Genomic DNA, 25,000 nt, shown 5'->3' with positions numbered 1-25,000 from the left:
CCACGACCGAGAAGGAGGACTCAATGGCCGAGTTCGTCGGCGCCATCGACCAGGGAACCACGTCCAGCCGGTTCATGATCTTCGATCACTCCGGCAACGAGGTGGGCCGCCACCAGCTGGAGCACGAGCAGATCCTGCCGCAGGCCGGCTGGGTCGAGCACAACCCGGTGGAGATCATCGAGCGGACCAACGCGTGCCTGCAGTCCGCGTTGAACTCCACCCGCCTGTCCGCGTCCGACCTGGTCGCGCTCGGGGTCACCAACCAGCGCGAGACCACCGTCGTGTGGAACCGGCGCACCGGACGTCCCTACTACAACGCGATCGTCTGGCAGGACACCCGCACCGACCGCATCGCCTCGGCCCTGGAGCGCGAGGGCAAGGGCGACGTGATCCGGCGCAAGGCCGGGCTCCCGCCGGCCACCTACTTCTCCGGCGGCAAGATCCAGTGGATCCTGGAGAACGTCGACGGGGTCCGCGCGGCGGCCGAGGCCGGGGACGCGGTGTTCGGCAACACCGACACCTGGGTCATCTGGAACCTCACCGGCGGCCCGAACGGCGGGCTGCACGTCACCGACGTGACCAACGCCAGCCGCACCATGCTGATGGACCTCGAGACCCTGGACTGGGACGACGAGCTGCTCGGCTTCTTCGGCATCCCGCGGCAGATGCTGCCCGAGATCAAGCCGTCGTCGTCGATCGACGGGTTCGGCTCCACGCTGGCGGGCGGTGCGCTCGGTGGCGAGGTCCGGATCACCGGCGACCTCGGCGACCAGCAGGCCGCGACCGTCGGGCAGGTGTGCTTCGCGCCCGGCGAGGCCAAGAACACCTACGGCACCGGCAACTTCATGCTGCTCAACACCGGCAACGAGCTGGTCCGCTCGGAGTCCGGCCTGCTGTCCACGGTCTGCTACAAGTTCGGCGACGAGCCGGTCGTCTACGCGCTCGAGGGCTCCATCGCCGTCACCGGGTCGGCCGTGCAGTGGCTGCGCGACCAGCTCGGCATCATCTCCGGTGCGTCGCAGTCCGAGTCGCTGGCCCGTCAGGTCGACGACAACGGCGGGGTCTACTTCGTGCCCGCCTTCTCCGGGCTGTTCGCCCCGTACTGGCGCTCCGACGCCCGTGGCGCGATCGTCGGCCTGTCCCGGTTCAACACCAACGCGCACCTGGCCCGGGCGACGCTGGAGGCGATCTGCTACCAGTCCCGCGACGTCGCCGAGGCGATGAGCAAGGACTCCGGCGTCGCACTGGACGTGCTCAAGGTCGACGGCGGCGTCACGCTCAACGAGCTGTGCATGCAGATCCAGGCCGACGTGCTCGGCGTCTCGGTGTCCCGGCCGGTCGTGGCCGAGACGACTGCGCTCGGCGCCGCCTACGCGGCCGGGCTCGCCGTGGGCTTCTGGTCCTCCACCGACGAGCTGCGGGCGAACTGGAACGAGGCCCGGCGCTGGGAGCCCGAGTGGGACGCCGCCCAGCGCGACGAGGGGTACGCCAAGTGGAAGAAGGCCGTGGAGCGGACGCTCGACTGGGTCGACGTCGAGTGACGGCCGGCTGAGCACCGGGTGCCCGGGGTCGCCCCGATCAGGGCGATCTCGGGCACATCGGTGCACCTGCGGCTGTTGAGCGGGTAGTCCCTGCAGGTAGACGACTGGAAGGTCTGATCATGAAATCGGTGGCGCTCTCCCCGGAGGCCCGTACCGCGGCGCTGCAGGCGATGGGCGACCGCGAACTCGACGTACTCGTCGTCGGCGGCGGTGTCGTCGGCGCCGGCTCCGCGCTCGACGCCGCCACGCGCGGCCTGTCGGTCGGTCTCGTCGAGGCCCGCGACTTCGCCTCGGGCACGTCCAGCCGCTCGTCCAAGCTCGTCCACGGTGGCCTGCGCTACCTGGAGATGCTGGACTTCCGCCTGGTCGCCGAGGCACTCGCCGAGCGCGGCCTGCTCATCCAGCAGCTGGCCCCGCACCTGGTCCGCCCGGTCCCGTTCCTCTACCCGCTGCAGCACCGGGGCTGGGAACGGCTCTACGCCGGCGCCGGCGTCGCCCTCTACGACACGCTCGGGTTCCTGTCCGGGCGCTCGCGGGGCGTCCCGCACCACCGCCACCTCACCCGGCGCGGTGCCCGGCGGGTCGTCCCGTCCCTGCGCAAGGACGCGCTGGTGGGCGCCCTGCAATACTACGACGCCCAGGTCGACGACGCGCGGCACACCATGTTCATCGCGCGCACCGCCGCCGCCTACGGCGCGCACGTGGCGACCCGGGCCCGCGTCGTCGGGCTGCTCAAGGAGGCCGGCCGGGTGGTCGGCGCCACCGTGCAGGACCTCGAGTCCGGCGAGCAGGTCGACGTCCGTGCCAAGCAGGTCATCAACGCCACCGGCGTGTGGACCGACGACACCCAGGGCCTGGCCGGCGAGCGCGGCCTGTTCAAGGTGCGGGCTTCGAAGGGCATCCACCTCGTGGTGCCCCGGGACCGGATCCGCGGCGAGTCCGGGCTGATCCTGCGCACCGAGAAGTCGGTACTGTTCGTCATCCCGTGGGGCCGGCACTGGATCATCGGCACCACCGACACCGGCTGGGACCTGGACAAGGCGCACCCGGCGGCCAGCGCGGCGGACATCGACTACCTGTTGCAGCACGTCAACACGGTCCTGGAGCAGCCGCTGACGCACGACGACGTCGAGGGCGTCTACGCGGGCCTGCGGCCGCTGCTGTCCGGGGAGTCGGAGTCGACGTCGAAGCTGTCCCGCGAGCACGCCGTCGCGACACCGGTGCCGGGCCTCGTCGTCGTCGCCGGTGGGAAGTACACGACCTACCGGGTCATGGCGAAGGACGCGGTGGACGCCGCCGTGCACGGCCTGGACGCGAAGGTCCCCGCCTCGTGCACCGCGGAGGTCCCGCTGCTCGGTGCCGAGGGCTACCACGCACTGACCAACGCGACCGCGAACCTGGCCCGTTCGTCGGGGCTGCACCCGGCGCGGATCGAGCACCTGCTCGGCCGCTACGGGTCGCTGATCCAGGAGGTGCTCGACCTCGCCGCCGCCGACCCGACGCTCACCGAGCCGCTCGCGGGCGCGCCGGACTACCTGCGCGCCGAGGTCGTCTACGCGGCGTCGCACGAGAGCGCCCGGCACCTGGAGGACATCCTGGCCCGGCGGACCCGGATCTCGATCGAGACCTTCGACCGCGGGGTCGAGGCGACCCAGGAGGCGGCCCGGCTCGTCGCGCCCGTACTGGGCTGGAACGACGAGCAGGTCGAGCGCGAGGTCGACCACTACCGCAAGCGGGTGGAGGCCGAGCGGGAGAGCCAGCGGATGCCCGACGACGCGACCGCCGACGCCGCCCGGCTCGGCGCGCCGGACGTCGTACCGGTCAGCGGCTGACCCCGGGTGGACACCCCGCCGGAACGGACCCGGACGGCCGCTACATCGTCGTCCGGGGCCGGCGCTGGCGGGCCGCGGACCCCGAGCTGCCCGAGGACGTGCGGGCCGAGCTGCAACGCCATCTCGGCACCGCGCGGGCCGAGGTCGGCGCGGGCCGCCGCACCGGCGACGACGACCGCGTCCGTACCGCGCGGACCAGGGTGAACGCCGCCAAGCACGGTCTCGGCGAGCGCGGCACCCCGTGGTGGGACCTGGATCTCGGCGACCGCCGGGAGCGCTGGGAACGGGCCCTGCACGAACTGTCCTGAACTCCGTCACCATCGAGGACCGAACCTGTCCGCATACGGTTCTATCGTCGTTCCTGACGGACCGGGAGTGACCCGGTCCCCGCGGACGAGAGGCGGCCGGCGTGAACGCCAGCACCGATTCCCAGACCATCACCGGCGAGCGGGCCGAGCTGATCGCGACCCTCGACCGGCACCGCGGCTTCCTGCTGCGCACGGCCGAGGGGCTCACCGAGGAGCAGGCCCGGACCCGGAGCACGGTGAGCGAGCTGACGATCGCGTCGCTGCTCAAGCACGTCGCGGACACCGAGGAGGGGTGGTTCCGCTTCGCGCTGGAGGGCGCGGAGGCGTTCAACGACGTCTACAACTCCGACGTCGACTGGGACGCGGTCGAGCAGAACGCCGGCGACTGGGAGGACACCCGGTTCGTGCTGGCCGAGCACGAGACCCTGGAGTACCTGCGCGCACGGATCGACCAGGTCGCGGCCCGCTCCGAGGAGATCCTGCGCACCGCGGACCTCGACACCGCGCACGAGCTGCCGGTGGCCCCCTGGTTCGAGCCCGGCGTGTCCTGGTCGGTGCGCCGGATCGCGATCCACATGCTCGCCGAGATCAGCCAGCACGCCGGGCACGCGGACATCATCCGCGAGGCCGTCGACGGCGCGAAGACGATGGGCTGAGGGGGCCGCCGTGAACACCGCCGACCGTATGGCCGATCTGCTCACCGACACCGACACCGCCGTGGACGGCGAGCGCGCGACCATCCTGGAGACCCTCGCCAAGCACCGGATGCTGCTGCGGTACACCGTCGCCGAACTGTCCGATGCCGACGCCCGGCGGCGCCCCACCGCGAGCGCGCTGACCCTGGCCGGGATCCTCAAGCACGTCGAGGGCGTCGAGCGCGGCTGGGTGGACTTCGTCCTGACCGGGGTGGTCGAGGGCGCCGAGGAGTGGGACGCGGCCCCCGCGGACCCGGACGCCGAGCGGGACGACTTCGCCGTCGGGCCCGACGACACCCTGGACGCGCTGCTGGAGCGCTACACCACCACCGCGGCCCGCACCGACGAGCTCGTGCGCACGGTCGACCTCGGGCTGGCGCACCCGCTCCCGCCCGCGCCGTGGTTCCCCGAGAACGCCTCGTGGAGCGCCCGGCAGGTGTTCGCCCACATCATCGGCGAGACCGCCCAGCACAGCGGGCACGCCGACATCATCCGGGAGACCGTCGACGGCCGGAAGTCGATGGGCTGAGCGCACCCGGGCCGTTCCCCGGGCGGCCCACGACCGTCGCGGTCATGGGCGAACTGGTGACCCTCGACGACATCGAGACGGCGGCCGAGCGCATCGCGGGCGGGGTGGTGCGCACCCCCACGGTGGCGTCCCCCGGCCTCGGCGCGCTGCTCGGCGCCCCGGTGCTGCTGAAGCTGGAGCACCTGCAGCGGGCCGGGTCGTTCAAGCCGCGCGGGGTGCTGGCGAAGCTCGCGACGCTGACCGACGCCGAGCGCGCGGCCGGTCTGGTCGCCGTCTCCGGCGGCAACCACGGGCTGGCCGTGGCCGAGGTGGCGGGTGCGGCGGGGGTGACGGCCGTCGTCGTCATGCCGGAGAACGCGCCGCGCCGGTCGGTGGCCGCGGCCCGGGCGGCGGGTGCCGACGTCCGGCTCACCCCGGACATCCCTGCCGCGTTCGCGCTGGCCGGTGAGCTGCAGGCGGCGGGGATGACCCTGGTGCACCCGTTCGACGACCCGGTGGTGCTCGCCGCGCAGGGCACCGTCGGGCTGGAGCTGGCCCGGGACGCGACCGCGCTCGGGGAGCCGCCGACCGACGTCCTCGTCTCCGTCGGCGGGGGTGCGCTGCTGTCCGGAGTGGCCGCGGCGGTGCGGGCCCTGCTGCCCGGTACCCGGGTCTGGGGCGTGGAGACCGCCGGTGCCGAGGCGATGTCCGCGGCGCAGGCCGCCGGCGGCCCGGTGCCGGTCACGATCACCTCGGCGATCACGACGCTGTCCGCACCGGCGGTGTCGCAGCTGACCTACGACCACGTCCGCGAGTTCGTGCACGAGATGCTCGTCGTGCCCGACGACGCGGCGTTCCGGGGCAGCGTCGAGCTCGCCGAGCACGCCGGGATCTGGGCCGAGCCCGCCGCCGGGTGCCTGGTCGCGGGTGCCCGCACGGTCGTCGGACGGCATCCCGGCGCCCGGCTCGCGCTGGTCGTGTGCGGGGCGAACGCCGACGTCGCCGACGTCCTGGGAGCGCTGCGCCACACCGGGTGAGGACGCGGGACTCCGCCGCCGGTGTCCGGCGTTGGAACGACCGTGCAGCAGTGGAGCGACGTCGTGGTGGTGGGGGCCGGGCAGGCGGGCCTGTCCGCAGCCGCCGGGTTGCGCCGCGGCGGCCTGGAACCCGGCCGCGGCTTCGTCGTCCTCGACGGTGAGGACGGCCCGGGCGGCGCGTGGCGGCACCGCTGGCCGAGCCTGCGCATGCGCACCGTCAACGGCATCCACGACGTCGCGGGCGTCGCGTCCGGGTTCGACGACCCCGGCGCCGACCCGGACCGGCGGGCACGTGACGCGGTCCCCGGCTACTTCGCCGACATCGAGCGGACCTGGGACCTGCAGGTCCGCCGCCCGGTACGGGTACGAGCGGTCCGTGACGCCGCCCCCGGGCCCGGCGCCGCCGGGCCCGGCGCCGCGGGGCCGCTCGCCGTGGAGACCGACCAGGGCACCTGGAGCACCGCGCACCTGATCAACGCGACCGGCACCTGGACCCGGCCGTTCGTCCCCGCCTACCCGGGGCTCGCGTCGTTCCGGGGCCGGAGCCTGCACGCCCGTGACTACCCGGGCCCGGGGGCGATGGCGGGGCGGCGGGTGGTCGTCGTCGGCGGTGGCATCACCGCGGTGCAGCTGCTGCTGGAGATCGCCCCGTACGCGGCGGCGACGACCTGGGTCACCCGGCGCGAACCGGTCTGGCAGGAGGGCCCGTTCGACGCCGAGCGGGGCCGGGCCGCGGTCGCGCTCGTCGAGGAGCGGGTGCGGGCCGGGCTGCCGCCGCGCAGCGTCGTCGGGGTCACCGGGCTCGGCCTGACCCCGGAGGTGCGGGCCGGCATCGCGAGCGGCGTGCTGCGCCGGCGGCCGATGTTCAGCCGGGTCACCCCGGACGGCGTGGCCTGGGACGGGGACGGCGCCGGACCCGCCACCGAGGCCGCGGACGTGCTGCTCTGGGCGACGGGCTGGCGTCCGGCGCTGGGCCACCTCGCCCCGCTGGGCCTGCGCGGGCCGGGCGGCGGCATCGTGCTGGGCCCGCCGCAGGACACCGGCGTCGTCGCCGACCCGCGGGTGCACCTGGTGGGCTACGGGCCCTCGGCGAGCACGATCGGCGCGGACCGGGCCGGACGCGCGGCCGCCCGCGCCGTGCTCACGGCGCTCGACCGTCCCGGCGTGCCCGCAGCAGCCGGTACTCCCGCAGCACGAACACGATGATCGCCACGTCCAGCAGCGCCAGCACCGGGAGCAGCAGCGACCCGGTGTGCCAGGCGTGCACCAGCTCGTAGCCGACGAACAGCACCAGCACCACCACGGCCGGCGGGTACGCGGGCAACCACCGGCGGAGCAGCGCCGCGACCAGCACCAGCTTGATCGCCCCGTGCACCGCGAGGTAGACGACGGCGAAGGTCCGGCCGTCGCCGGAGACCGCGTCGGTACCGGCGACGAAATGCCGGGCCAGGGTCCCGTCCGGCGGGCCGACCAGGTCCCGGGCCAGGATCCGGGCCACGACGTGGTGCAGCCAGTGAGCCTTTTTCAACCTGCCGTTCCGGCAGCTCAGGGGCCTGGTTGTGTGGGTGCAGACGCCGAGCTGGCGAGCCGGTGACCTGTGCAGCTGTGGTCAGAGCAGTTGCGCTGCAACCTTCGCGATCTCCTGACGCAGAAGCTCGCTGGTCAGGTTGAAAAAGGCTCAGTCACCGGGGACCAGCAGCAGCGCGGCCGCGCCCAGCACCTCGGCCGCGCCGTCCACGCCCTTGACCAGCAGGGCGATCCGGAACAGGCGCTCGGTCCACCGGGCCCGCCCCACCGTGGGTGGCGTCATGGGACGGACCCTAGTGAGACCGGGCGGCCCCGCCCGCCGGGAGACCACGGCGGGCGGGGCGGCGCCTCAGTCGGTGCGCACCTCGCTGCCGTCCTGGCTCCACCGGGTGTGGAAGGTGCCGTCGCCGTCGATCCGCCGGTAGGTGTGCGCGCCGAAGTAGTCGCGCAGGCCCTGGATCAGGTTCGCCGGGCCGCGCTCGCGGCGGTAGCCGTCGTAGTAGGACAGGCTGGAGGAGAACGCCGGGATCGCGACGCCGTTCTCGGTCGCGGTGACGACGACCCGCCGCCACGCGTCCTGCGCCGCGCCGACCGCCTCGGTGAAGTACGGGACCATCAGCAGGTTGTCGAGGTCGGGGTGGGACTCGTAGGCCTCGGTGATCCGGTTGAGGAACTGGGCCCGGATGATGCAGCCGCCGCGCCAGATCCGGGCCATCGCGCCCAGGTCGAGATCCCAGTCGTTGGCCTGCGACGCCGCCCGCATCTGCGCGAACCCCTGCGCGTAGGCGACGACCTTCGACGCGTAGAGCGCCTGCCGGACGTCCTCGACGAGCTGGTCCACGTCGCCGGTGCGCTGCTGCGCGGGCCCGGCCAGGGTCGTCGACGCGGCCTTCCGCTCGTCGCGCAGCGCGGACAGCGTACGCGCGAACACGGCCTCGGTGATCCCGGTGAGCGGGACGCCGAGGTCGAGGGCGTCGATCGCCGTCCAGCGGCCGGTGCCCTTCTGCTCGGCCTGGTCGGTGATGACGTCGACCAGCGGCGCCTGCGTCCGCTCGTCGGTCTTGGCGAGCACGATGCCGGTGATCTCGATGAGGAACGACTCGAGATCACCGGTGTTCCACTGCTCGAAGATCGTCCCGATCTCCGGGGCCGAGAGCCCGCCGACGTGGCTGAGCAGGTCGTAGGCCTCGGCGATGAGCTGGATGTCGGCGTACTCGATGCCGTTGTGCACCATCTTCACGTAGTGCCCGGCGCCGCCCGGCCCGACGTGCGTGCAGCACGGGGTGCCGTCGACGTCCGCGGCGATCGCGGTGAGGATGTCGGCGACCTCGCCGTAGGCCTCCTGCGGGCCGCCGGGCATGATGCTCGGCCCGTTCAGCGCGCCCTCCTCGCCACCGGACACCCCGATCCCCATGAACCGCAGGCCGCGTTCCGCGCAGTAGGCGGCCCGGCGGTCGGTGTCCGGGAAGTGCGAGTTGCCGGCGTCGATGATGATGTCGCCGTCGTCGAGCAGCGGGGCGAGCTCGTCGATCACGGCGTCGACCGGCTTGCCCGCCTTGACCATGACGACGATCTTGCGCGGCGTCTCCAGCGCGTCCACGAACTCCTGGAGCGACTCGGCACCGGTGAAGGTGCCCTCGTGCCCGTAGTCCTTCATGAACTCGGTGGTCTTCGCGGTGGTGCGGTTGTGCACCGCCACCGGAAAACCGCGGCGGGCCATGTTGCGGGCGAGGTTCGCCCCCATCACCGCCAGCCCGGTGACGCCGATCCGGCTCTTCTCCGCCATCGTGCTCCTCCGTATCGCCTGTACCGGCGCGTCTGCGCGCCGCAGTGGAACGGACCCCATCCTCACCCCTCGGGTGATACTTGCGGGGTCGATATTCGTCGGCCGGCATCGCCCGGCCCGCGGGTTCAGCCCAGGAAGTCGACGAGCAGCTCCGTCGCCCGCTCCGGCGCCTCCTGCGGGATCCAGTGCCCGCAGCCCGGCACCGCCACGAACCGGAAGTCCTCGGCGAACTCCGAGGACCGCCGCATCTGCCCCTCGGTGAGCGCGCCGTCCGCGTCGCCCCACACCCCGAGCACCGGCACCCGGATCGCCGGGACCTGCGGGATCTCGGTGGCCACGAACGACGCCGGGTCGACGTTGGCCCGGTACCAGTTGAGCGAGGCGGTCAGCGCGCCCGGCCGGGAGAGGTCGGCGATGTGCTGCGCGGGCAGCGGGTGCCCCTCCGGGAACGACGCGTGCAGCCACGCCCGCATGAACTGCCAGTCGTGGGCCGGGACGACCTGCTCGGCGACCCCGGGGAACTGGAACCACAGCATGTACCAGGACTTCGCCTTCTGCGTGAAGCCCGCGGTGGCGAACGCGGCCGGGTGCCCGACGGAGAACGCGGCGTAGCGGGTGACCCGGTCCGAGGCCAGGGTCAGCGACCAGCCGAGCGCGGACCCCCAGTCGTGGCCGGCGAGGGCGAAGCGGTCGATGCCGAGCGCGTCGGCGACGCCGAGCACGTCGGCCCGCAGGGCGCGCATCCGGTAGTGCTCCGGCTCCTCCGGCCGGTCGGACTCACCGAAACCGCGCAGGTCCGGGACGACGACCCGGTGCCCGGCCGCGGCGAGTGCCGCCGCCTGGTGGGGCCACAGCGTCGCCCGGTCGGGCCAGCCGTGCAGCAGGACCACCGCCGGGCCGGTGCCGCCGGTGTCGTGCACCGAGAGCGTGGTCTCGGGACGGGTGGTGCCGGGGACGGTGATCCGTTGCGGGGCCGGGAGCGCCATGCGGTCCACGCTAGAGGGTGCCCATGACATCGACGACCCGTGGCACGTGCACGGCGGACGTCGGGCGCGCTACGCTGTGGGGTGCCCGATGACATGGCGAACACAGGTACGCAAAATAATCATAACACACCAGGCAAGCCCACCAAGCCCACCTCCGGTACCGGCATCGAGCAGGACCGCCGGGCGGAGACCACGCACCTGCGCGCGCTGCACGCGCTGCTCGCGGCCGAGATCGACGAGGCGCAGGACCGGGTCCGCGGCAGCCGGTCCGGCCCCACCGGCGCGGAGCTCAACGCCCGCTGGGAGCGTGACGTCGCCGTGCACCGCTGGTCCGACCGGGTCGCGGCGCTGAAGGCCGCGCGGTCCGGCCTGGCCTTCGGGCGGCTGGACCACCCCGACGCGACCACGACCTACGTCGGCCGGATCGGCCTGACCGACCCGATCGACGGCGAGAGCGCGCTCGTCGACTGGCGGGCGCCCGCGGCCCGGCCGTTCTACTGCGCCACGCCGGTCACCCCGCTCGGGGTGCGCCGCCGCCGGCACCTCCGGATCGCCGGGCGGGCGCCCGAGGAGTGGGTCGAGTCGTTCCACGACGACCTGCTCGACGACGACGCCGTCGCCACCGTCGACCCGGACGCGGCGTCCGACCCGGCGCTGCTGGCCGCGCTGAGCGCACCGCGCGGCACCCGGATGCGCGACATCGTGACGACCATCCAGGCCGAGCAGGACGACATCATCCGGCTCCCGCTCTCCGGGGCGGCGGTGATCTCCGGCGGCCCGGGGACCGGCAAGACCGCGGTGGCGCTGCACCGGGTCGCCTACCTGCTCTACGCCCACCGCGAACGCCTCGCCGGCAGCGGGGTGCTCGTCGTCGGGCCGAGCGAGGGGTTCGTGCGCTACGTCGGCGGCGTGCTGCCCGCGCTGGGCGAGTCCGCCGTCGTGTTCACCACGCCGGGGCGGCTGCGCCACGGCGTGGTGGCCGACGCCGCCGACCGCCCGGGGACCGCACGGGTGAAGGGGGACCTCGCGATGCTCGACGTCCTCCGCCGGGCCGTCGCCGACCGCCAGGAACTCCCCGGGGCACCGGTCCGGATCGAGCTGGAGGACGTCACCCTCACGATCGACGACGGACTGGCCGCCGAGGCCCGCGACCGGGCCCGGGCGACGGGGCGGCCGCACAACCCGGCCCGCGCGACGTTCCGGGACGCGCTCGGCGGGCTGCTCGTCGACCAGGGTCTCGACCTGCTGGGCGCCGAGCTCGCCGACCCGCCGGAGATCGCCGAGCTGCTCGCGGGCCTGGGTGGCCTCCCGGAGATCGAGCCCGAGGGGGCGTCGGAGGTGACCGCCGAGCTGCGGCACGGCCTGCGCGACGAGCTGCGCTCCTGCACCGCCTTCCACGCCGCCGTGCAGCGGCTGTGGCCGGAGCTGACCCCGGAGCGCGCACTCTCCGACCTGCTGTCCGACGCCGACCGGCTCGCCGCGGCGGCACCGGGGACCGATCCGGCGCTGCTGCTGCGACCGGCCGGGTCCCCGTGGACGGTCGCGGACGCGCCGCTGCTCGACGAGCTGGCCGAGCTGCTGGGCCGGACCGGCACCCGTGCGGACGAGCCGGACACCGAGCCCGACCGGCAGTACGCCCACGACGTGCTCGCCATCCTCGACACGGCCGACCGCGCGCTCTCCGGTCAGGACGCCAAGGACGTCCGCGCCACCGACTTCGTCACCGCCGAGCTGCTCGCGGACCGGCAGCGCACCGGCCCGTCGGGCACCGTCGCCGAGCGGGCCGCAGCCGACCGGGACTGGCGGTTCGGGCACCTCGTGGTCGACGAGGCCCAGGAGCTGTCCCCGATGGACTGGCACGTGCTGCTGCGGCGCTGCCCGGCCCGGTCGATCACCGCGGTCGGCGATCTCGCGCAGCGCAGCGCCCCGGCCGGGGCCCGCGACTGGGACGACGTCCTCGGCCCGCACCTGGCCGAGCGCTGGACGCACCGCACGCTGACCGTCAACTACCGCACCCCGGCCGAGATCATGACCGCGGCCGCCGAGGTGCTGGCCGGGTACGCGCCGGACGCGGCGGTGCCCACCTCGGTCCGCAGCACCGGCGACGAGCCGTGGCACCGGACGGCGCCCGCCGCCGGGCTCACCGACGCGGTCCGGGAGATCGTGGCGGCGGAGTCGGAGCTGCTCGGGGGCGGGACCGACGCCGTCCTCACCACCGACCCGGCGGCGCTCGCCGGGACCGGGGCCGAGGTGCACACCCCGGTCTCGGCGAAGGGCCTGGAGTTCGACTCCGTGGTGATCGTCGACCCGGAGCGGATCCGGGCCGGGCTCCCGGCCGATCTCTACGTGTCGATGACCCGGGCCACCCGCCGGCTGGGGCTGCTGCACGTGCGGGGCTGACGCCCCGGCTGCCGGGTCAGAACGCGGGCCAGGGGATCGCCGGGCCGAACCCGTCCGGGCCCGGGAACCGCGGCTCGGCGAGGAGGTGGTCGATCCGCGAGCGCAGCGCGGCGACCTCGCGGCGGGTCACGTGCTCGCCGAGGACGTCGGCGAAGTCGCCGGCCAGCCGGGCCCGCAGCTCCTTGAGCTGCGCGGTCCGGTCCTCGCCCAGCTCGTCACCGACCCAGCCCCACAGCACGGTGCGCAGCTTCGGCTCGGTGTGCAGGGTCAGGCCGTGGTCGACGCCGTAGACGTCACCGTCGCCGGCCAGGATCACGTGCCCGCCCTTGCGGTCGGCGTTGTTGACGACGACGTCGAAGACCGCCATCGCCCGCAGCTGCGGATGGTCGGCGTGCACCAGGACGACCGGGTCCCCGGCACCGTCGCGGGCCCGCAGCACCGGCAGCCAGCCGTCCGGGATCTCGTGCGGCTCGCACAGCTCGACCAGCGACTCGGTGGCGAGCTGGATCGTCTCCTCGTCGAGGTCGCCGGCGGGCACGTCACCGGCGGACTCCGCCTCGGTCAGCGCGCTCTCGTCGCCGGAGGACACCCAGGCCTGCACCATGCCCGGCCCGAACGGGGCCTGTTCGCGCAGCACCGTCGGCGGGACGACGTGCAGCCCGGACACCTCCGACACCAGGTAGGCACCGACCTCGCGGCCGGCCAGCGTCCCGTCCGGGAAGTCCCACAGCGGCCGCTCGCCGCGCACCGGCTTGTAGACGCAGCGCAGCTCGACGCCGTCGAGGGAGACCGTGCCGAACAGGGTGGCGTTGGACGCGTCGACCATCCGGCCGGTGATCTCCATCCGGCCACCGGCCAGGACGTCGAGGACGGCCGGATCGCCGAGCTTCACTCGGCCTCGGCCTCCGCGACGGGGTTGCGGTCGTGGTACCCGTTCAACCGCACGCACACGTGGCCCTCGGGGTCCAGCGGCTCGGCGCACAGCGGGCAGGGCGCCCGGCCGGCCGAGACGACCTTCTCCGCCCGGTCGGCGAACGCCTTCGCCGCGTTCGGGGACAGGAACACCCGCAGCGCGTCCGGGCCCTCCTCGGTGTCGTCGAGGACGACCGACTCGTCGATCTCCTCCTCGGTGACCGCGAGCAGTTCGACGACGATCGAGCTGGAGTCGGAGTCCCAGCCCAGGCCCATCGTGCCGACCCGGAACTCCTCCTCCAGGGGCACCGCCAGCGGATCGGTGTCCGATCCCGGGCCGTCGCCGGTGGACTCGGCCAGGTTCTCCTCGCCGAAGCGCTTCGACACCTCGCCCAGCAACGCCGTGATCCGCTCGGCCAGCACCGAGACCTGCTGTTTCTCGAGCAGGACGCTGATCGTGCGCGAACTCTCGATCGCCTGGAGGTAGAAGGCGCGATCGCCGGGCTCGCCGACGGTCCCGGCCACGAAGCGGTCCGGGCGGCGGAAGACGTGGATGACGCGTGCCATGACCGGACCAGACTAGGCGAGACCGGGAACCGGGGCATCCCCGCCGTCCCACGGGTCCCGGTCACCGGCCGGAATGCGAGGTGGATCACCCCGCACCGGGCCGGATCAGGCGTTCGTGGAGCCTCCGACGACGGCGTCGGACGACCCGGCCGCCTCGCCCTCCTCGGGCGGCTTCGGGATGAGCCCCGCGACGTCACCGGACTGCTCGTTCATCCGCGCCACGAACGGCCGCAGCTCGGTGTAGCTGACGACGCTGACCGAACAGGTGTCGACGACGATCCGCTGGAAGTTGTCGAGGTGGCTGGCGAGCGCGTCGGCCAGGATCGCCTTGATCACGTCACCGTGGCTGCAGGCGAGCAGGATCGCCTGCGGGCCGTGCTCGTCGCGCACCCGGGCGACGTGCCTGCGGACCGCGGCGACCGCACGGGCCTGCATGCCGGCCAGCGACTCCCCCTCCGGGAACGCCGCAGCCGACGGGTGGCCCTGCACGACCCGCCAGAGGTCCTCCTTCGCCAGGTCCGCGATCGCACGGCCGGTCCAGGCGCCGTAGTCGACCTCGGCCAGGTCGTCCTCCACCACCGGGTCCAGCCCGCGGGCCGACGCCAGCGGCGCGACGGTCTGGCGGCACCGCTGCATCGGCGAGGTGACCACCGACGCGATCGGCAGGTCGGCCAGCCGCTCGACGACCTTCGCCGCCTGCTCGCGGCCACGCTCGTCGAGCTCGACGCCCGGGGTGCGCCCGGCCAGGACACCCGCGGTGTTCGCCGTCGAGCGCCCGTGCCGCAGCAGGATCAAGGTCGTCACGCGGGCGAGGCTACGTGACGTGCTCCCCGCCCGGCTCAGGTCGCCGAGATCGCACCGATCGACAGCGCGGCCAGCAACGCCGTGCCCAGCGCGATCCGGTAGGCGACGAACACGTACACCGTGTTGTTCTGCACGAACCGCAGCAGCCAGGCGATCACCGCGTAACCGACGACGAACGCGATCACCACGGCGACGATCATCTGGATGCCGCTGGGCCCGTCCCCGGCGAGCACGTCGGGCAGCGTGAACAGACCGGCACCGAACACCGAGGGGATCGCCAGCAGGAACGAGTAGCGCGCGATCGCCGGGCGGTTGATGCCCAGGAACAGGCCCGCCGTGATCGTCCCGCCGGACCGGGAGACGCCGGGGATGAGCGCCATGGCCTGGGCGAACCCGAGCACGACGCCGTCCCGCCAGGTGATCTTCTCCATCGGCTTGTGCTGGGTGCCGAACCGTTCGGCGAGGCCGAGCAGGATGCCGAACACGATCAGCATCACCGCGACCAGCCACAGGTTCCGGGCGACCGTCTCGATCCGGTCCTTGAACAGCACGCCGAGCACCGCGATCGGGATCGATCCGACGACGACCATCCACGCCAGCCGGTAGTCGTCGGTCCTGCGGACCGCGGCGTCGGTGAACCCGCGCAGCCAGGTGCGGAACAGGTGCCAGATGTCGCGGGCGAAGTAGACGATCACCGCCGCCTCCGTCCCGATCTGGGTCACGGCAGTGAACGCGGCCCCGGGGTCGCTGCCGAAGAGCACCTCCGAGGCGATCCGCAGGTGGCCGGAGGAGGAGACGGGCAGGAACTCGGTGAGGCCCTGGATGAGGCCGAGGACGATCACCTCGAGCCAGCTCATCGGCACCCCCGGACGTGCGGCAGCGGTCGCAGTGCGGCCAGATCGGTCACGGGCCGTGACCGTACCCGCGGAGACGGGGGTCACAGCGCGCGCCCTCGGCTGTCCGCGGGCCGGTTGGCCATAGGCTCGTCCACCGTGCTGAGCAGACCGGTGGGCGACAGCGGCCTGGAGGTGTCCAGGATCGGCCTGGGCACGATGACGTGGGGCGAGGACACCGGGCCCGCCGCGGCCGCCGAGCAGCTGCGGGCGTTCGTCGACACCGGCGGGACGCTCGTGGAGACGGCCGACGACTACGGCGGCGGCGGCGCGCAGCAGGTGCTGGGCGGGTTGCTGCGGGGTGCCTTCTCCCGCGACGACGTCGTGCTCGCCGCCCGGGGTACCGCGGCGCCCGGCGACGGGCCCCGGGCCTCGCGCGGGGCGCTGCTCCGATCGCTGGACACCACGCTGCGCCGCCTCGGCGTCGAGCACCTCGACCTGTGGCAGTTCCCCGGCTGGGACCCGCGGGTCCCGCAGGACGAGCTGCTCTCGGCCGTGCAGGTCGCCGTCTACTCCGGGCGGGTCCGCTACGCCGGGCTGGTCGCGCCGCGCGGCTGGCAGCTCGCGACGGTCGCCGGCAGCGCCGCCGCCGGGCCGGACCCCGCGGTGTGCCGGCCGGTGTCGGCGCAGGTGGAGTACTCGCTGCTGGCCCGGGAGCCGGAGGCGGAGCTGCTCCCCGCGGCCCGGCACCACGGAATGGGGGTGCTGGCCTGGGCCCCGCTCGGGCGGGGCGTGCTGACCGGGAAGTACACCGACGGCACCCCGGCGGACTCGCGCGGGGCGAGCGCGATGCTGGCGTCCTACGTGGCCGCCCGCCGGACCGGGCACTCGGCGCGGATCGTGCAGTCCGTGCTGACCGCGGCCGACGGCCTCGGGACCTCACCGCTCGCGGTCGCCCTGACCTGGGTTCGGGACCGGACCGGGGTGGCGAGCGCGGTCGTCGGTGCCCGGGACGCCGCACAGCTGCGCGCCTCGCTCGCCGCGGAGGACCTGACGCTGCCCGCCGAGATCCGGACCGCGCTCGACGACGTCAGCGACCCGGTCTGAGCCACCGGATCCGGTGGCTCGCTGTCGGTACCCGCGCCTATCGTGGGACACGCCGGCAGCACCCCCCGTTCACGGCGGGTGTCGCGACCGCACGACCGGGAGGCACGCATGGCAGTGGGGGCATCGGAGGACACCGAGGCCGCAGGGAATCGGTACGCCGGGACCCGCGACGGCGAGGGCTGGGTCGACGACCGCTACGAGTACCGCCCCGTCCGGATCGACGCCGACGTCTCCCGGCTCACCGCGTCGGTCCGGCTCGCGATCCAGGCCGAGTTCTCCGGCTGGGAGCTGTCGCGGCTGCGCCTCTACCCCGGCGGGGTGCGCAAGATCGTCCTGCGCCGCCGGCTCGGTCACTCCCAGGGGCTGCTGCCCGAGCCCACGTTCTGACCGGTCAGCGGGTCCGCGGTGAACCGTCCGGCCAGCCGATCTCCGGTGGGAGGCCCGCCCCGCGCGGGGCGGGGACCCCGCGGAAGGCGTACGGCGCGGGTTCGCGGCCCGGCTGGACGAACCAGCACTCCCCCGGCTCGCCGTGGTCGAGGATCGACTCGATCGCCGCGGCCACGTCGTCCGCGGTGAGCAGCGGGAACTCACCGAAGTCCGCGCGCACCGGGGCGATCAGCGCGGTGTCGGCGAAGCCGGGGCACACCGCGTTCACCCGGATCCCCTCCGGGGCCAGGGTCGGGGCGGCCGAGCGGACGTAGCCGACGGCGGCGTGCTTGGTCGCCGTGTACAGCGCGTCCCCCGGCATGCCGACCAGCCCGGCCAGCGAGGACGTCACCACCACGCGCCCGCCGCCGGCCCGGCGCAGTGCCGGGACGGCCGCGGTCAGCCCGAACACGACGTGGTCGAGGTTCACCCCGACCACCCGGCGGTAGTCCTCGAGGTCCAGGTCGTCGACGCCGGACCGGCGGGCGGTGACCCCCGCGTTGAGCAGGACGACGTCGAGCCGCCCGAACCGGTCCTCGGCTGCGGCGACCGCGGCGGTGACCGCGCCGTGGTCGGTGACGTCCGCGCCGATGGCGAGCCCGCCCGACCGGTCGGCGACCGCGGCCGCCGCACCGGCGTCGACGTCCACCACGACCACCTGTGCACCCGCGGCCGTCAGCCGGTCCACGGCGGCCGCGCCGATACCCGATCCGCCGCCGGTGACCAGGGCGACCCTGCCCGAGAGATCCATGCGGGTCACCCTGCCATCCCCGAGAGGCACTTCGCTCCGCCGATCCGGCTACATCGCCGGATCCGCTTCGTATTCAGCGAGGACCACCCGTCAAGAATCGCACGACATGAATACCAGCTTCATCAGCGATCAGCCGGTGACAGCCGCGAGGCAGGCAGCAACGGCGGATGAAACAGCAGCTCTGGCGCCACCGCGTGCAGCGGCGACACCGCCCGCCGCGATACCAGCGGTCCGGTAGCAGTCCATCTCGTGCTCGTTGAAGGGTGTCGCACCGCCACCACTGCATGAAGCCGGCCCACCCTTGGCCGATGCTGTCACACAGCCCTGATCGTCCTGGGCGAATCCTGTCCCGGGCGCTGCGACCGCGGCTCCGGCGAAAGACAACAGAACCGCACTCAGGACCACGACCACCCGACCACGAACGGAATTCATCCGAAGCGACCTCCTCATTGATTGACTTATCCGTAAGTCGCGAGGCTAACCGACACCATGGCGACCCGCAACACGTCGATTGGAATGCGATAGCCATAGTGCGAGCTACGGTGATACGTAGACCGACGCCCACCCACCGATCGGCACGATCAGTTCGTGCGGGCCTCGTCCTGTTCCGGTCCCGGCTCCGATCGCGCGGCGAGCTTGGAATGCCGGCGACCGTAGAACAGCCAGAAGACCCCGCCGATGGCGAACCACCCGAGGAACCTCAGCCAGGTCTCGGAGCCGAGGTACCAGATCAGCACCACCGAGAACACGACACCGATGATCGGCACGAACGGCATGCCGGGGCAGCGGAAGGTCCGGGGCAGGTCCGGGCTGCGGTAGCGCAGCACGACCACGGCGATGCAGACCACGATGAACGCCAGCAGGATGCCGATGTTGGTCAGCTTGGCCACGTCGTTGATCGGGATGAACCCGGCGAAGAGCGCCGAGGAGATCCCCAGCACCCAGGTGATCCGGTTCGGCGCGCCGGTCTTCTTGCTGGTCCGGCCGAACCACGAGGGCAGCAGACCGTCCCGGCTCATGGAGTAGCCGACCCGCGATGCGCCCATCAGGAAGGTGAACAGCACCGTGGTGATACCCAGGACGGCACCGGCGGCGATGATCGCACCGAGCACCGGCAGGCCGACGTCGGCGAACGCGGCGGAGAAGGCGGCCTCGCCGTCGATCTCCCGGTAGTCGATCATCCCGGTCAGGACGAGGCACGCGAGCACGTAGAGGACCATCGAGATCGCCAGCGAGTAGACGATGGCCTTCGGCATGTGCTTCTGCGAGTCCTGCGACTCCTCGGCAGCCGTACTCATCGCGTCGTAGCCGAACACCGCGAAGAACACCGTCGCCGCGCCGGTGACGGCTCCGGTCAGACCGAACGGGGCGAACGGGTTGTAGTTGCCGGTGTCGATGTGGAACAGACCGACCACCACGACGAGCAGGACGATCCCGACCTTGAGATAGACCAGGACCGACTCGAACCGCGCTGCACTCTTCATTCCCATGTTCAGCACGGCCGTGATGAGCAGGCAGAACAGGATCGCGAACAGGTTGACGACGTAGGTCCCCGGTTCCGTGCCCGCGCTCTCCGTGCCCGGCGCGCCGAGCGACCAGGCGGGTAGCTCCAGGCCGATGAACCCGAGGAGGTCGTTGAGGTAGCCGGAGATCCCGATCGCCACGACCGCGACGATCGCGCTGTACTCCAGCAGCAGGTCCCAACCGATGAACCAGGCGGCGAACTCGCCCAGCACGACGTAGCCGTAGGTGTAGGCCGAACCGGCCCGCGGGATGAGCCCGGCGAACTCGGCGTAGGAGAACGCCGCGGCCGCGCTGGCGATGCCGGCGATGAGGAACGAGATCACGACGGCCGGGCCGGCCGTCTCGTTCGCGACCGCACCGGCGAGGGAGAAGATCCCGGCGCCGATGATGCCGCCGACCCCGATCGCGGTGAGCTGGCGCAGTGTCAGCGTCCGGCTGAGCCCGCCCGACGACTCCGGTTCGATGTCGTCGATCGGTTTACGACGCACCAATGCGCCGTAACGGGTGTGCAGAGCCACGGATCAGCCTCTCGTGAGCAGGGTTCTGGCGGGGAGCGGGACAGCGGTGGACCGGTCGCGCGTGCTCCAGCGGTCCGGCCGGTGCCCGCCCGGCGTCACCCGGGTGACGCCGGGCTCGTGGCGATGCGGGCGCGGCCGGTCCCCGTCCGGTGGCGGGATCGTTCCCGGCTGCGTTGCGTTCCGCATCACAAACGTGAGCATGGCCGCGAACCGTAGCGGCGTGAAACCCTTTCGAGGGTTGTCCCCTGCGCCAACGCTTGCGCTGCGTCGTCGTAGGATCCGCCAATGGTGACTCCGCTGGCCCGCGTGCTCGTCGCACTGGGCGAGCCTGTTGCCCACCTGGTCGTTGCGCCGTCGGGGCTGGACGTGCCTCTGTCCGGTGTCGCGATCGTCGATCCGGACGACGACCCGACCGATCTCGCCGGTTCACTCGTCCTCGTCGTCGGTGCCCGCGGGCGCGACGCGCTCCGCCCGGTCCGTACCGCGGCCCGGCACGGGGCGGCCGCGGTGGCGGTCAAGGAGCCCGCCCCGGCGGTGCGCTCGGCCGCGCTCGACTCCGGCGTCGCACTGCTGGCCGTCCGGCCCGACATCCGGTGGGACCGCCTCGAACAACTGGTGCTCGCCGTCCTGGAGACCGGGGAGGACACCGAGCCCGGTGGTCTGGACGCGCTCGCCCAGACCGTCGGACGGCTCTCCGGCGGCCTGGTCAGCATCGAGGACACCGCCAGCCGGGTGCTGGCCTACTCCCGTACCGACGGGTCGTCACCGGACGAGCTGCGCCGGCTGTCCATCCTGGGCCGGCAGGGCCCGCCGGACTATCTGGCGACGCTGCGCTCCTGGGGTGTCTTCGACCGGCTGCGGGCCAGCGAGGAGATCGTGCACCTCGACGAACGTCCCGACCTGGGCATCCGGCGCCGGATCGCGGCCGGCATCCACGCCGGGGCGCACCCGCTGGGCACGATCTGGATCCAGGAGGGCGACGAGCCGCTGTCCGAGCGGGCCGACACCGTGCTGCTGGGCGCCGTCCGGGTGGCGGCGGCACATCTCGTGCGGCGCCGCTCCGAGCCCGCACCCGGCACCCAGCTCAGCCGCGACGTCGTCGCCGGCCTGCTCGACGGCCGGGTGGCGGCGGACCTGGTCGCGGCCGCGTTCGGCATCGGGACGACGGTGCCGGTCGTCGTCGTCGCGTTCCTGACCGACAGCCGCGACCCGGCGGCCCGGATGCTGGCCGCGAGCGAGCTCGCCGGGCTGGTGGCGGTGCACGCCGCGGCGTTCCGCCGGGACGCGCTCGTCACCGTGGTGGACGACCGGGTCTACACGCTGCTGCCCGGTGTCACCGCCCGGGCCGGTGGCGGGGTGCCCGCCCCGGTGCGGGCCCTGTGCCGGGAGGTCACCTCCGCGGCGGCGTCACGCACCGGGACCCGGGTGCGGGCCGGGATCGGCGCGGTGGTCCCCGGCCCCGAGGACGCGCCCGCGAGCCGCACCGACGCCGACCGGGTGCTCGCCGCGCTGCCGCCCGACGTCGACGTCGCCGCGATCACCGACCTGCGCGCCCAGATCCAGCTGGACATGGTGCTGTCCCGGCTCGACGACCTCGACGACCCGGTCGCCGCCGCGCTCATCGCGCACGACGACGCGCACGGCTCCGCGCTCGCCGAGTCGGTGTCGGCGCTGCTGGACCACCTGGGCGACGTCGCCGCGGCGGCCGCCGCCCTGACCGTGCACCCCAACACGCTGCGCCATCGGCTGCGCCGGGCCGGGACGGTCGCCGGGCTGGACCTCACCGACCCGGCGGCGCGATTGATCACCCAGCTGCACCTGTCCCGGGTCCGGCGCAACCGGACGGCACCGTCCTGAGCCCCGCCGCCCTGGGCCCTGTCGCGTGCGGCGGGCCGGGCTGGCCCCGCCCTCCCGGCCCCCGCCGCCGGTGTCCGATCAGACCGTGCGCAGGAAGCGGTCGAGGACCCGGGTGCCGAAGCGCAGCGCGTCGACCGGGACCCGCTCGTCGATGCCGTGGAACAGCGCGGCGAAGTCGAGGTCCGGCGGCAGCTTCAGCGGGGCGAAGCCGTAGCACCGCATACCCAGCTCCGAGAACGCCTTGGCGTCGGTCCCGCCGGACAGCATGTACGGGACGATCTCCGCGGTCGGGTCCTCGGTCCGCAACGCCGCCTGCATCGCATCCGTCAGCGCGCCGTCGAACGGCGTCTCGACCGCGGGCAGGTTGGTGACCCACTCCCGCTCGACGTCCGGCCCGAGCAGCTCGTCGACCTCGCGCAGGAACGCCTCCTCCCGGCCCGGCAGCACCCGGCAGTCGACGACCGCCTCCGCCGTCGACGGGATGACGTTGGCCTTGTAGCCCGCGTTCAGCATCGTCGGGTTGGCGGTGTCGCGCACCGTGGCACCGACGATCCGGGAGATCGGTCCGAGCTTGGCCAGCGAGCCCTCCAGGTCGTCCTCCGGGTACTCGACGCCGGTCAGCTCGGTCATCCGGTCCAGGAACGCCTGCACGGTGTCGGTGACGACGATCGGGAACGTGTGGTTGCCGAGCCGCGCGACGGCCTCGGCCAGCGTGGTCACCGCGTTGTCGTCGTGCAGGAAGGAGCCGTGGCCCGGGCGGCCCTTCGCCCGCAGCCGCATCCAGGCGATGCCCTTCTCCGCCGCCTCGACCAGGTAAGCGCGCCGGTCCTCGTCGAAGGTCAGCGAGAACCCGCCGACCTCGCCGACCGCCTCGGTGCAGCCCTCGAACAGGTCCGGACGGTGCTCCACCAGCCACTGCGAGCCGAACTTCCCACCGGCCTCCTCGTCGGCCACGAACGCCCACACGATGTCCCGCGGCGGGACGACGCCCTCGCGCTTGAAGCGGCGGGCGACCGCCAGCATCATCGCGTCCATGTCCTTCATGTCGACGGCGCCGCGGCCCCAGACGTAGCCGTCCTGCACCGCGCCCGAGAACGGGTGCACCGACCACTCGCTCGCGTCCGCCGGGACGACGTCGAGGTGGCCGTGCATCAGCAACGCACCCCGCGAGCGGTCCGCGCCCTCCAGCCGGGCGAAGACGTTCATCCGCTTCGGGGCGCCGGACTCGACCAGCTCGACCTCGTACCCGACCTCGCGCAGCTTGGCCGCGACGTAGTCGGCCGCCTCGGCCTCGCCAGCGAGGGTCTCCGGGTCGGCGGTGTTGGTCGTGTCGATCCGGATCAGCTCCGAACACAGCTCGACGACCTCGGCCTCGGCGCTGGTGGGGGTCCCGTCCGTGTCTCCGGTCATGGGCGTCTTCCTACCACCGGGGACCGACGGGGACCCGGCGGCGGGCGGGGTCGGGGGCTCGGCTATGCTTCGTCCAGACGCGATCGAGAGATCGCGACGTCCGAGTGGCGGAATGGCAGACGCGCTAGCTTGAGGTGCTAGTCCCCGTATTAGGGGGTGGGGGTTCAAGTCCCCCCTCGGACACCGAAGATTTCCGGAAGCGGGTCGTCGATATGACGGCCCGCTTTTCTGCATCCTGGCACACTGCGACGACAACGGTCGAAGGAGCCGTCACCCGTGCCGAGCAACGAGCGCCTTGCCGCCCTGGTGACCGAGGCCGGGTTCCTCGACCGTAGCGGCGCCATCGGCTGGAAGAGATTCACCCGCGCCGTCAACGAGACCCACGCCGCCCGCACCGCGGGCCGCAGCTACACCCACACCTACGTCAGCCGATGGCTGAACAGCGTGACCCCGCGCGACGACGCCACCCGCGAGGCCATCAGGGAAGCACTCGGCACACGCCTCGGCCGGACCGTCTCCCCCGACGAACTCGGCTTCCGCATCACGCTCACCATCTCCCCCGACGTCGGCCTGTCCTACCCGGCCAACCCCGAGGACGGCGTCACCGCAGTAGCGCAACTGCTCGAAGGCGACCTGTCCGGCACCAGCCAGCTCGTCGACGCCGGGGAGAACGTGGCGGCCTGGAACGACGCCTCACTCGCCTGGCTCGTCGGCAGCCAACGCGCCCTCACCGGCTCCGACGGCGCCATCCGTATCGGGGCATCCGATGTGGACCGGCTCCGCGCGATGCGCCACACGTTCGACCGCCTGGACAGCATGTTCGGCGGAGTCCACGCCCGTGCGGCACTCGTGCAGTACCTGCGCACCGACCTCCCCCGGCTACTGCGCTCCGAGGGCCGAGCGCCGATCCGGGAGAGGCTGTTCTCCGCGGCCGGCGAGCTGACGCAGCTCGCCGCCTGGATGTCCTACGACGCCGGGCTGCACGGGCTCGCACAGCGCTACTTCATCCAGGCCCTCGGGTTCGCCGACGCCGGCCGGGACCGGCTCCTCTCGGCCAGCATCCTCGACGCGATGAGCCACCAGGCCAGCTTCCTCGGCCGGTACCGCGAGGCGGCGAACATGGCACGGGCGGCCCGGCTCGGGACTCAGGACAGCGCCGCCCCGATCCTCACGGCGCACTTCCACATCATGGAAGCGCGCGCGCTCGCCCGGACCGGCGACGCGGCGTCCTGCGATCGCGCGATGGATGCCGCCGTCGAGCACTTCGGACAGCACACGCCCGGTGAGGGTCCGGAGTGGATCGGCTACTTCGACGACGCCGAACTCGCCGCGGAACTCGGGCACTGCCATCGCGATCTCGGCCGACCGGCGCAGGCGATCGAGCATGCGGCGCGGGCGCTCGACTCCGCGTCCGGCGACTACGCCCGGAGTGACTTCTTCGTCGCGATGGTCCTGGCGGATGCACACCTCGACGACGGCGACATCGAGGAAGGCTGCCGGATCGCGGAGCAGGCGATCACCGTCGGCGAGAGCCTGGACTCGGTGCGCTGCCACACCTACGTCAGCGAGTTCCGCGAGCGGCTGGCCCCGCACCGCACGAGCAGCGTCGCTCGCGAGTTCGCCGGTCGCATCCGAACCTCCAGGCTGTGGACACCGGCCGGGACCTGAACC

General features: G+C 73.2%; 23 protein-coding genes and 1 tRNA gene. 13 read left to right on the top strand and 11 right to left on the bottom strand.

Annotation, left to right across the window (positions count from 1 at the left end):
• Nucleotides 1–23 precede the first annotated feature (23 nt).
• The 7 genes from glpK to AFB00_RS19000 all read left to right on the top strand — a co-directional run bounded on the left by glpK (nucleotide 24) and on the right by AFB00_RS19000 (nucleotide 7,127).
• Complete coding sequence (glpK, locus tag AFB00_RS19030; RefSeq protein ID WP_068798354.1) at nucleotides 24–1,541, top strand: glycerol kinase GlpK; 1,518 nt, start codon at nucleotides 24–26, stop codon at nucleotides 1,539–1,541.
• A gap of 119 nt (nucleotides 1,542–1,660) precedes the next feature.
• Nucleotides 1,661–3,373 carry a glycerol-3-phosphate dehydrogenase/oxidase gene (locus AFB00_RS19025; protein WP_068798353.1) on the top strand — a complete coding sequence of 571 codons (1,713 nt, stop codon included), beginning with the start codon at nucleotides 1,661–1,663 and terminating at the stop codon, nucleotides 3,371–3,373.
• Nucleotides 3,374–3,471: 98 nt separating this feature from the next.
• Nucleotides 3,472–3,681, top strand: coding sequence for a hypothetical protein (locus tag AFB00_RS19020; protein ID WP_231973986.1), 210 nt, complete (start codon nucleotides 3,472–3,474; stop codon nucleotides 3,679–3,681).
• A 101-nt stretch (nucleotides 3,682–3,782) separates the two neighbouring features.
• On the top strand, nucleotides 3,783–4,337 hold the full coding sequence (locus AFB00_RS19015) for a DinB family protein (protein WP_068798352.1): 555 nt from the start codon (nucleotides 3,783–3,785) through the stop codon (nucleotides 4,335–4,337).
• A 10-nt stretch (nucleotides 4,338–4,347) separates the two neighbouring features.
• Entirely contained in the window at nucleotides 4,348–4,905 is a 558-nt protein-coding gene (locus AFB00_RS19010; RefSeq protein WP_335726536.1) for a DinB family protein, read from the top strand.
• Nucleotides 4,906–4,949: 44 nt separating this feature from the next.
• Nucleotides 4,950–5,921: a pyridoxal-phosphate dependent enzyme gene (locus AFB00_RS19005; protein WP_231973985.1), complete on the top strand. Its 972-nt coding sequence runs from the start codon at nucleotides 4,950–4,952 to the stop codon at nucleotides 5,919–5,921.
• A gap of 42 nt (nucleotides 5,922–5,963) precedes the next feature.
• Nucleotides 5,964–7,127: an FAD-dependent oxidoreductase gene (locus tag AFB00_RS19000; protein ID WP_083275653.1), complete on the top strand. Its 1,164-nt coding sequence runs from the start codon at nucleotides 5,964–5,966 to the stop codon at nucleotides 7,125–7,127.
• On the opposite strand, the gene AFB00_RS18995 is transcribed toward AFB00_RS19000, so the two are convergent.
• The 4 genes from AFB00_RS18995 to AFB00_RS18985 form a co-directional block, all read right to left on the bottom strand.
• Nucleotides 7,063–7,449 (bottom strand): DUF2127 domain-containing protein, encoded by a 387-nt coding sequence (locus AFB00_RS18995; RefSeq protein ID WP_231973984.1) that lies wholly within the window; start codon nucleotides 7,447–7,449, stop codon nucleotides 7,063–7,065. The two genes, AFB00_RS19000 and AFB00_RS18995, sit on opposite strands and share 65 nt — an antisense overlap.
• 150 nt (nucleotides 7,450–7,599) lie before the next feature.
• Nucleotides 7,600–7,731 (bottom strand): hypothetical protein, encoded by a 132-nt coding sequence (locus tag AFB00_RS35520; RefSeq protein WP_257785238.1) that lies wholly within the window; start codon nucleotides 7,729–7,731, stop codon nucleotides 7,600–7,602.
• A 66-nt stretch (nucleotides 7,732–7,797) separates the two neighbouring features.
• A complete protein-coding gene (gndA, locus tag AFB00_RS18990; RefSeq protein WP_068798350.1) occupies nucleotides 7,798–9,234 on the bottom strand; it encodes an NADP-dependent phosphogluconate dehydrogenase in 1,437 nt (478 codons plus the stop codon).
• 125 nt (nucleotides 9,235–9,359) lie between these two features.
• Nucleotides 9,360–10,220, bottom strand: a complete 861-nt coding sequence (locus tag AFB00_RS18985) for an alpha/beta fold hydrolase (protein WP_068798349.1) — start codon at nucleotides 10,218–10,220, stop codon at nucleotides 9,360–9,362.
• A 93-nt stretch (nucleotides 10,221–10,313) separates the two neighbouring features.
• On the opposite strand from AFB00_RS18985, the gene AFB00_RS18980 reads away from it, so the two are divergent.
• Nucleotides 10,314–12,620, top strand: a complete 2,307-nt coding sequence (locus AFB00_RS18980; RefSeq protein ID WP_231973983.1) for a helicase — start codon at nucleotides 10,314–10,316, stop codon at nucleotides 12,618–12,620.
• Between the two features lie 16 nt (nucleotides 12,621–12,636).
• Here AFB00_RS18980 and AFB00_RS18975 read toward each other — a convergent pair whose 3' ends face one another.
• From AFB00_RS18975 to AFB00_RS18960, 4 genes are all read right to left on the bottom strand, one after another.
• Nucleotides 12,637–13,512: an SCO1664 family protein gene (locus AFB00_RS18975; protein ID WP_231973982.1), complete on the bottom strand. Its 876-nt coding sequence runs from the start codon at nucleotides 13,510–13,512 to the stop codon at nucleotides 12,637–12,639.
• The gene (locus AFB00_RS18970; protein ID WP_068798348.1) at nucleotides 13,509–14,099 is read right to left on the bottom strand and encodes a DUF3090 domain-containing protein; all 591 of its coding nucleotides are present in this window, start codon (nucleotides 14,097–14,099) and stop codon (nucleotides 13,509–13,511) included. Before AFB00_RS18970 ends, AFB00_RS18975 begins: the two co-directional genes overlap by 4 nt.
• A 105-nt stretch (nucleotides 14,100–14,204) precedes the next feature.
• On the bottom strand, nucleotides 14,205–14,903 hold the full coding sequence (locus AFB00_RS18965) for a histidine phosphatase family protein (protein WP_068798347.1): 699 nt from the start codon (nucleotides 14,901–14,903) through the stop codon (nucleotides 14,205–14,207).
• A gap of 35 nt (nucleotides 14,904–14,938) precedes the next feature.
• Entirely contained in the window at nucleotides 14,939–15,760 is an 822-nt protein-coding gene (locus tag AFB00_RS18960) for an undecaprenyl-diphosphate phosphatase (RefSeq protein ID WP_068800444.1), read from the bottom strand.
• 135 nt (nucleotides 15,761–15,895) lie between these two features.
• Here AFB00_RS18960 and AFB00_RS18955 point away from each other — a divergent pair, with 135 nt between their 5' ends.
• On the top strand, nucleotides 15,896–16,843 hold the full coding sequence (locus tag AFB00_RS18955; protein WP_156819634.1) for an aldo/keto reductase: 948 nt from the start codon (nucleotides 15,896–15,898) through the stop codon (nucleotides 16,841–16,843).
• A 108-nt stretch (nucleotides 16,844–16,951) separates the two neighbouring features.
• Nucleotides 16,952–17,230 (top strand): DUF5703 family protein, encoded by a 279-nt coding sequence (locus AFB00_RS18950; protein ID WP_068798346.1) that lies wholly within the window; start codon nucleotides 16,952–16,954, stop codon nucleotides 17,228–17,230.
• Between the two features lie 4 nt (nucleotides 17,231–17,234).
• On the opposite strand, the gene AFB00_RS18945 is transcribed toward AFB00_RS18950, so the two are convergent.
• Both AFB00_RS18945 and AFB00_RS18940 read right to left on the bottom strand, forming a co-directional pair.
• Complete coding sequence (locus tag AFB00_RS18945) at nucleotides 17,235–18,020, bottom strand: SDR family oxidoreductase (RefSeq protein WP_068800442.1); 786 nt, start codon at nucleotides 18,018–18,020, stop codon at nucleotides 17,235–17,237.
• Nucleotides 18,021–18,601: 581 nt separating this feature from the next.
• A complete protein-coding gene (locus AFB00_RS18940; RefSeq protein WP_068798345.1) occupies nucleotides 18,602–20,062 on the bottom strand; it encodes an amino acid permease in 1,461 nt (486 codons plus the stop codon).
• 285 nt (nucleotides 20,063–20,347) lie between these two features.
• On the opposite strand from AFB00_RS18940, the gene AFB00_RS18935 reads away from it, so the two are divergent.
• Nucleotides 20,348–21,919 carry a PucR family transcriptional regulator gene (locus AFB00_RS18935; protein ID WP_068798344.1) on the top strand — a complete coding sequence of 524 codons (1,572 nt, stop codon included), beginning with the start codon at nucleotides 20,348–20,350 and terminating at the stop codon, nucleotides 21,917–21,919.
• A gap of 78 nt (nucleotides 21,920–21,997) precedes the next feature.
• Here AFB00_RS18935 and AFB00_RS18930 read toward each other — a convergent pair whose 3' ends face one another.
• The gene (locus AFB00_RS18930) at nucleotides 21,998–23,329 is read right to left on the bottom strand and encodes a M20/M25/M40 family metallo-hydrolase (RefSeq protein ID WP_068798343.1); all 1,332 of its coding nucleotides are present in this window, start codon (nucleotides 23,327–23,329) and stop codon (nucleotides 21,998–22,000) included.
• A gap of 98 nt (nucleotides 23,330–23,427) precedes the next feature.
• Here AFB00_RS18930 and AFB00_RS18925 point away from each other — a divergent pair.
• Nucleotides 23,428–23,512, top strand: a tRNA-Leu gene (locus AFB00_RS18925).
• Nucleotides 23,513–23,605: 93 nt separating this feature from the next.
• Nucleotides 23,606–24,997, top strand: a complete 1,392-nt coding sequence (locus AFB00_RS18920) for a regulator (protein WP_083275648.1) — start codon at nucleotides 23,606–23,608, stop codon at nucleotides 24,995–24,997.
• Nucleotides 24,998–25,000: the final 3 nt, after the last annotated feature.

Source organism: Pseudonocardia sp. HH130630-07 (assembly GCF_001698125.1).
In the GTDB taxonomy this organism is placed as follows: domain Bacteria; phylum Actinomycetota; class Actinomycetes; order Mycobacteriales; family Pseudonocardiaceae; genus Pseudonocardia.
Note: the sequence above shows the minus strand (reverse complement) of the source record. Positions and strands in the feature narration are given on the sequence as shown.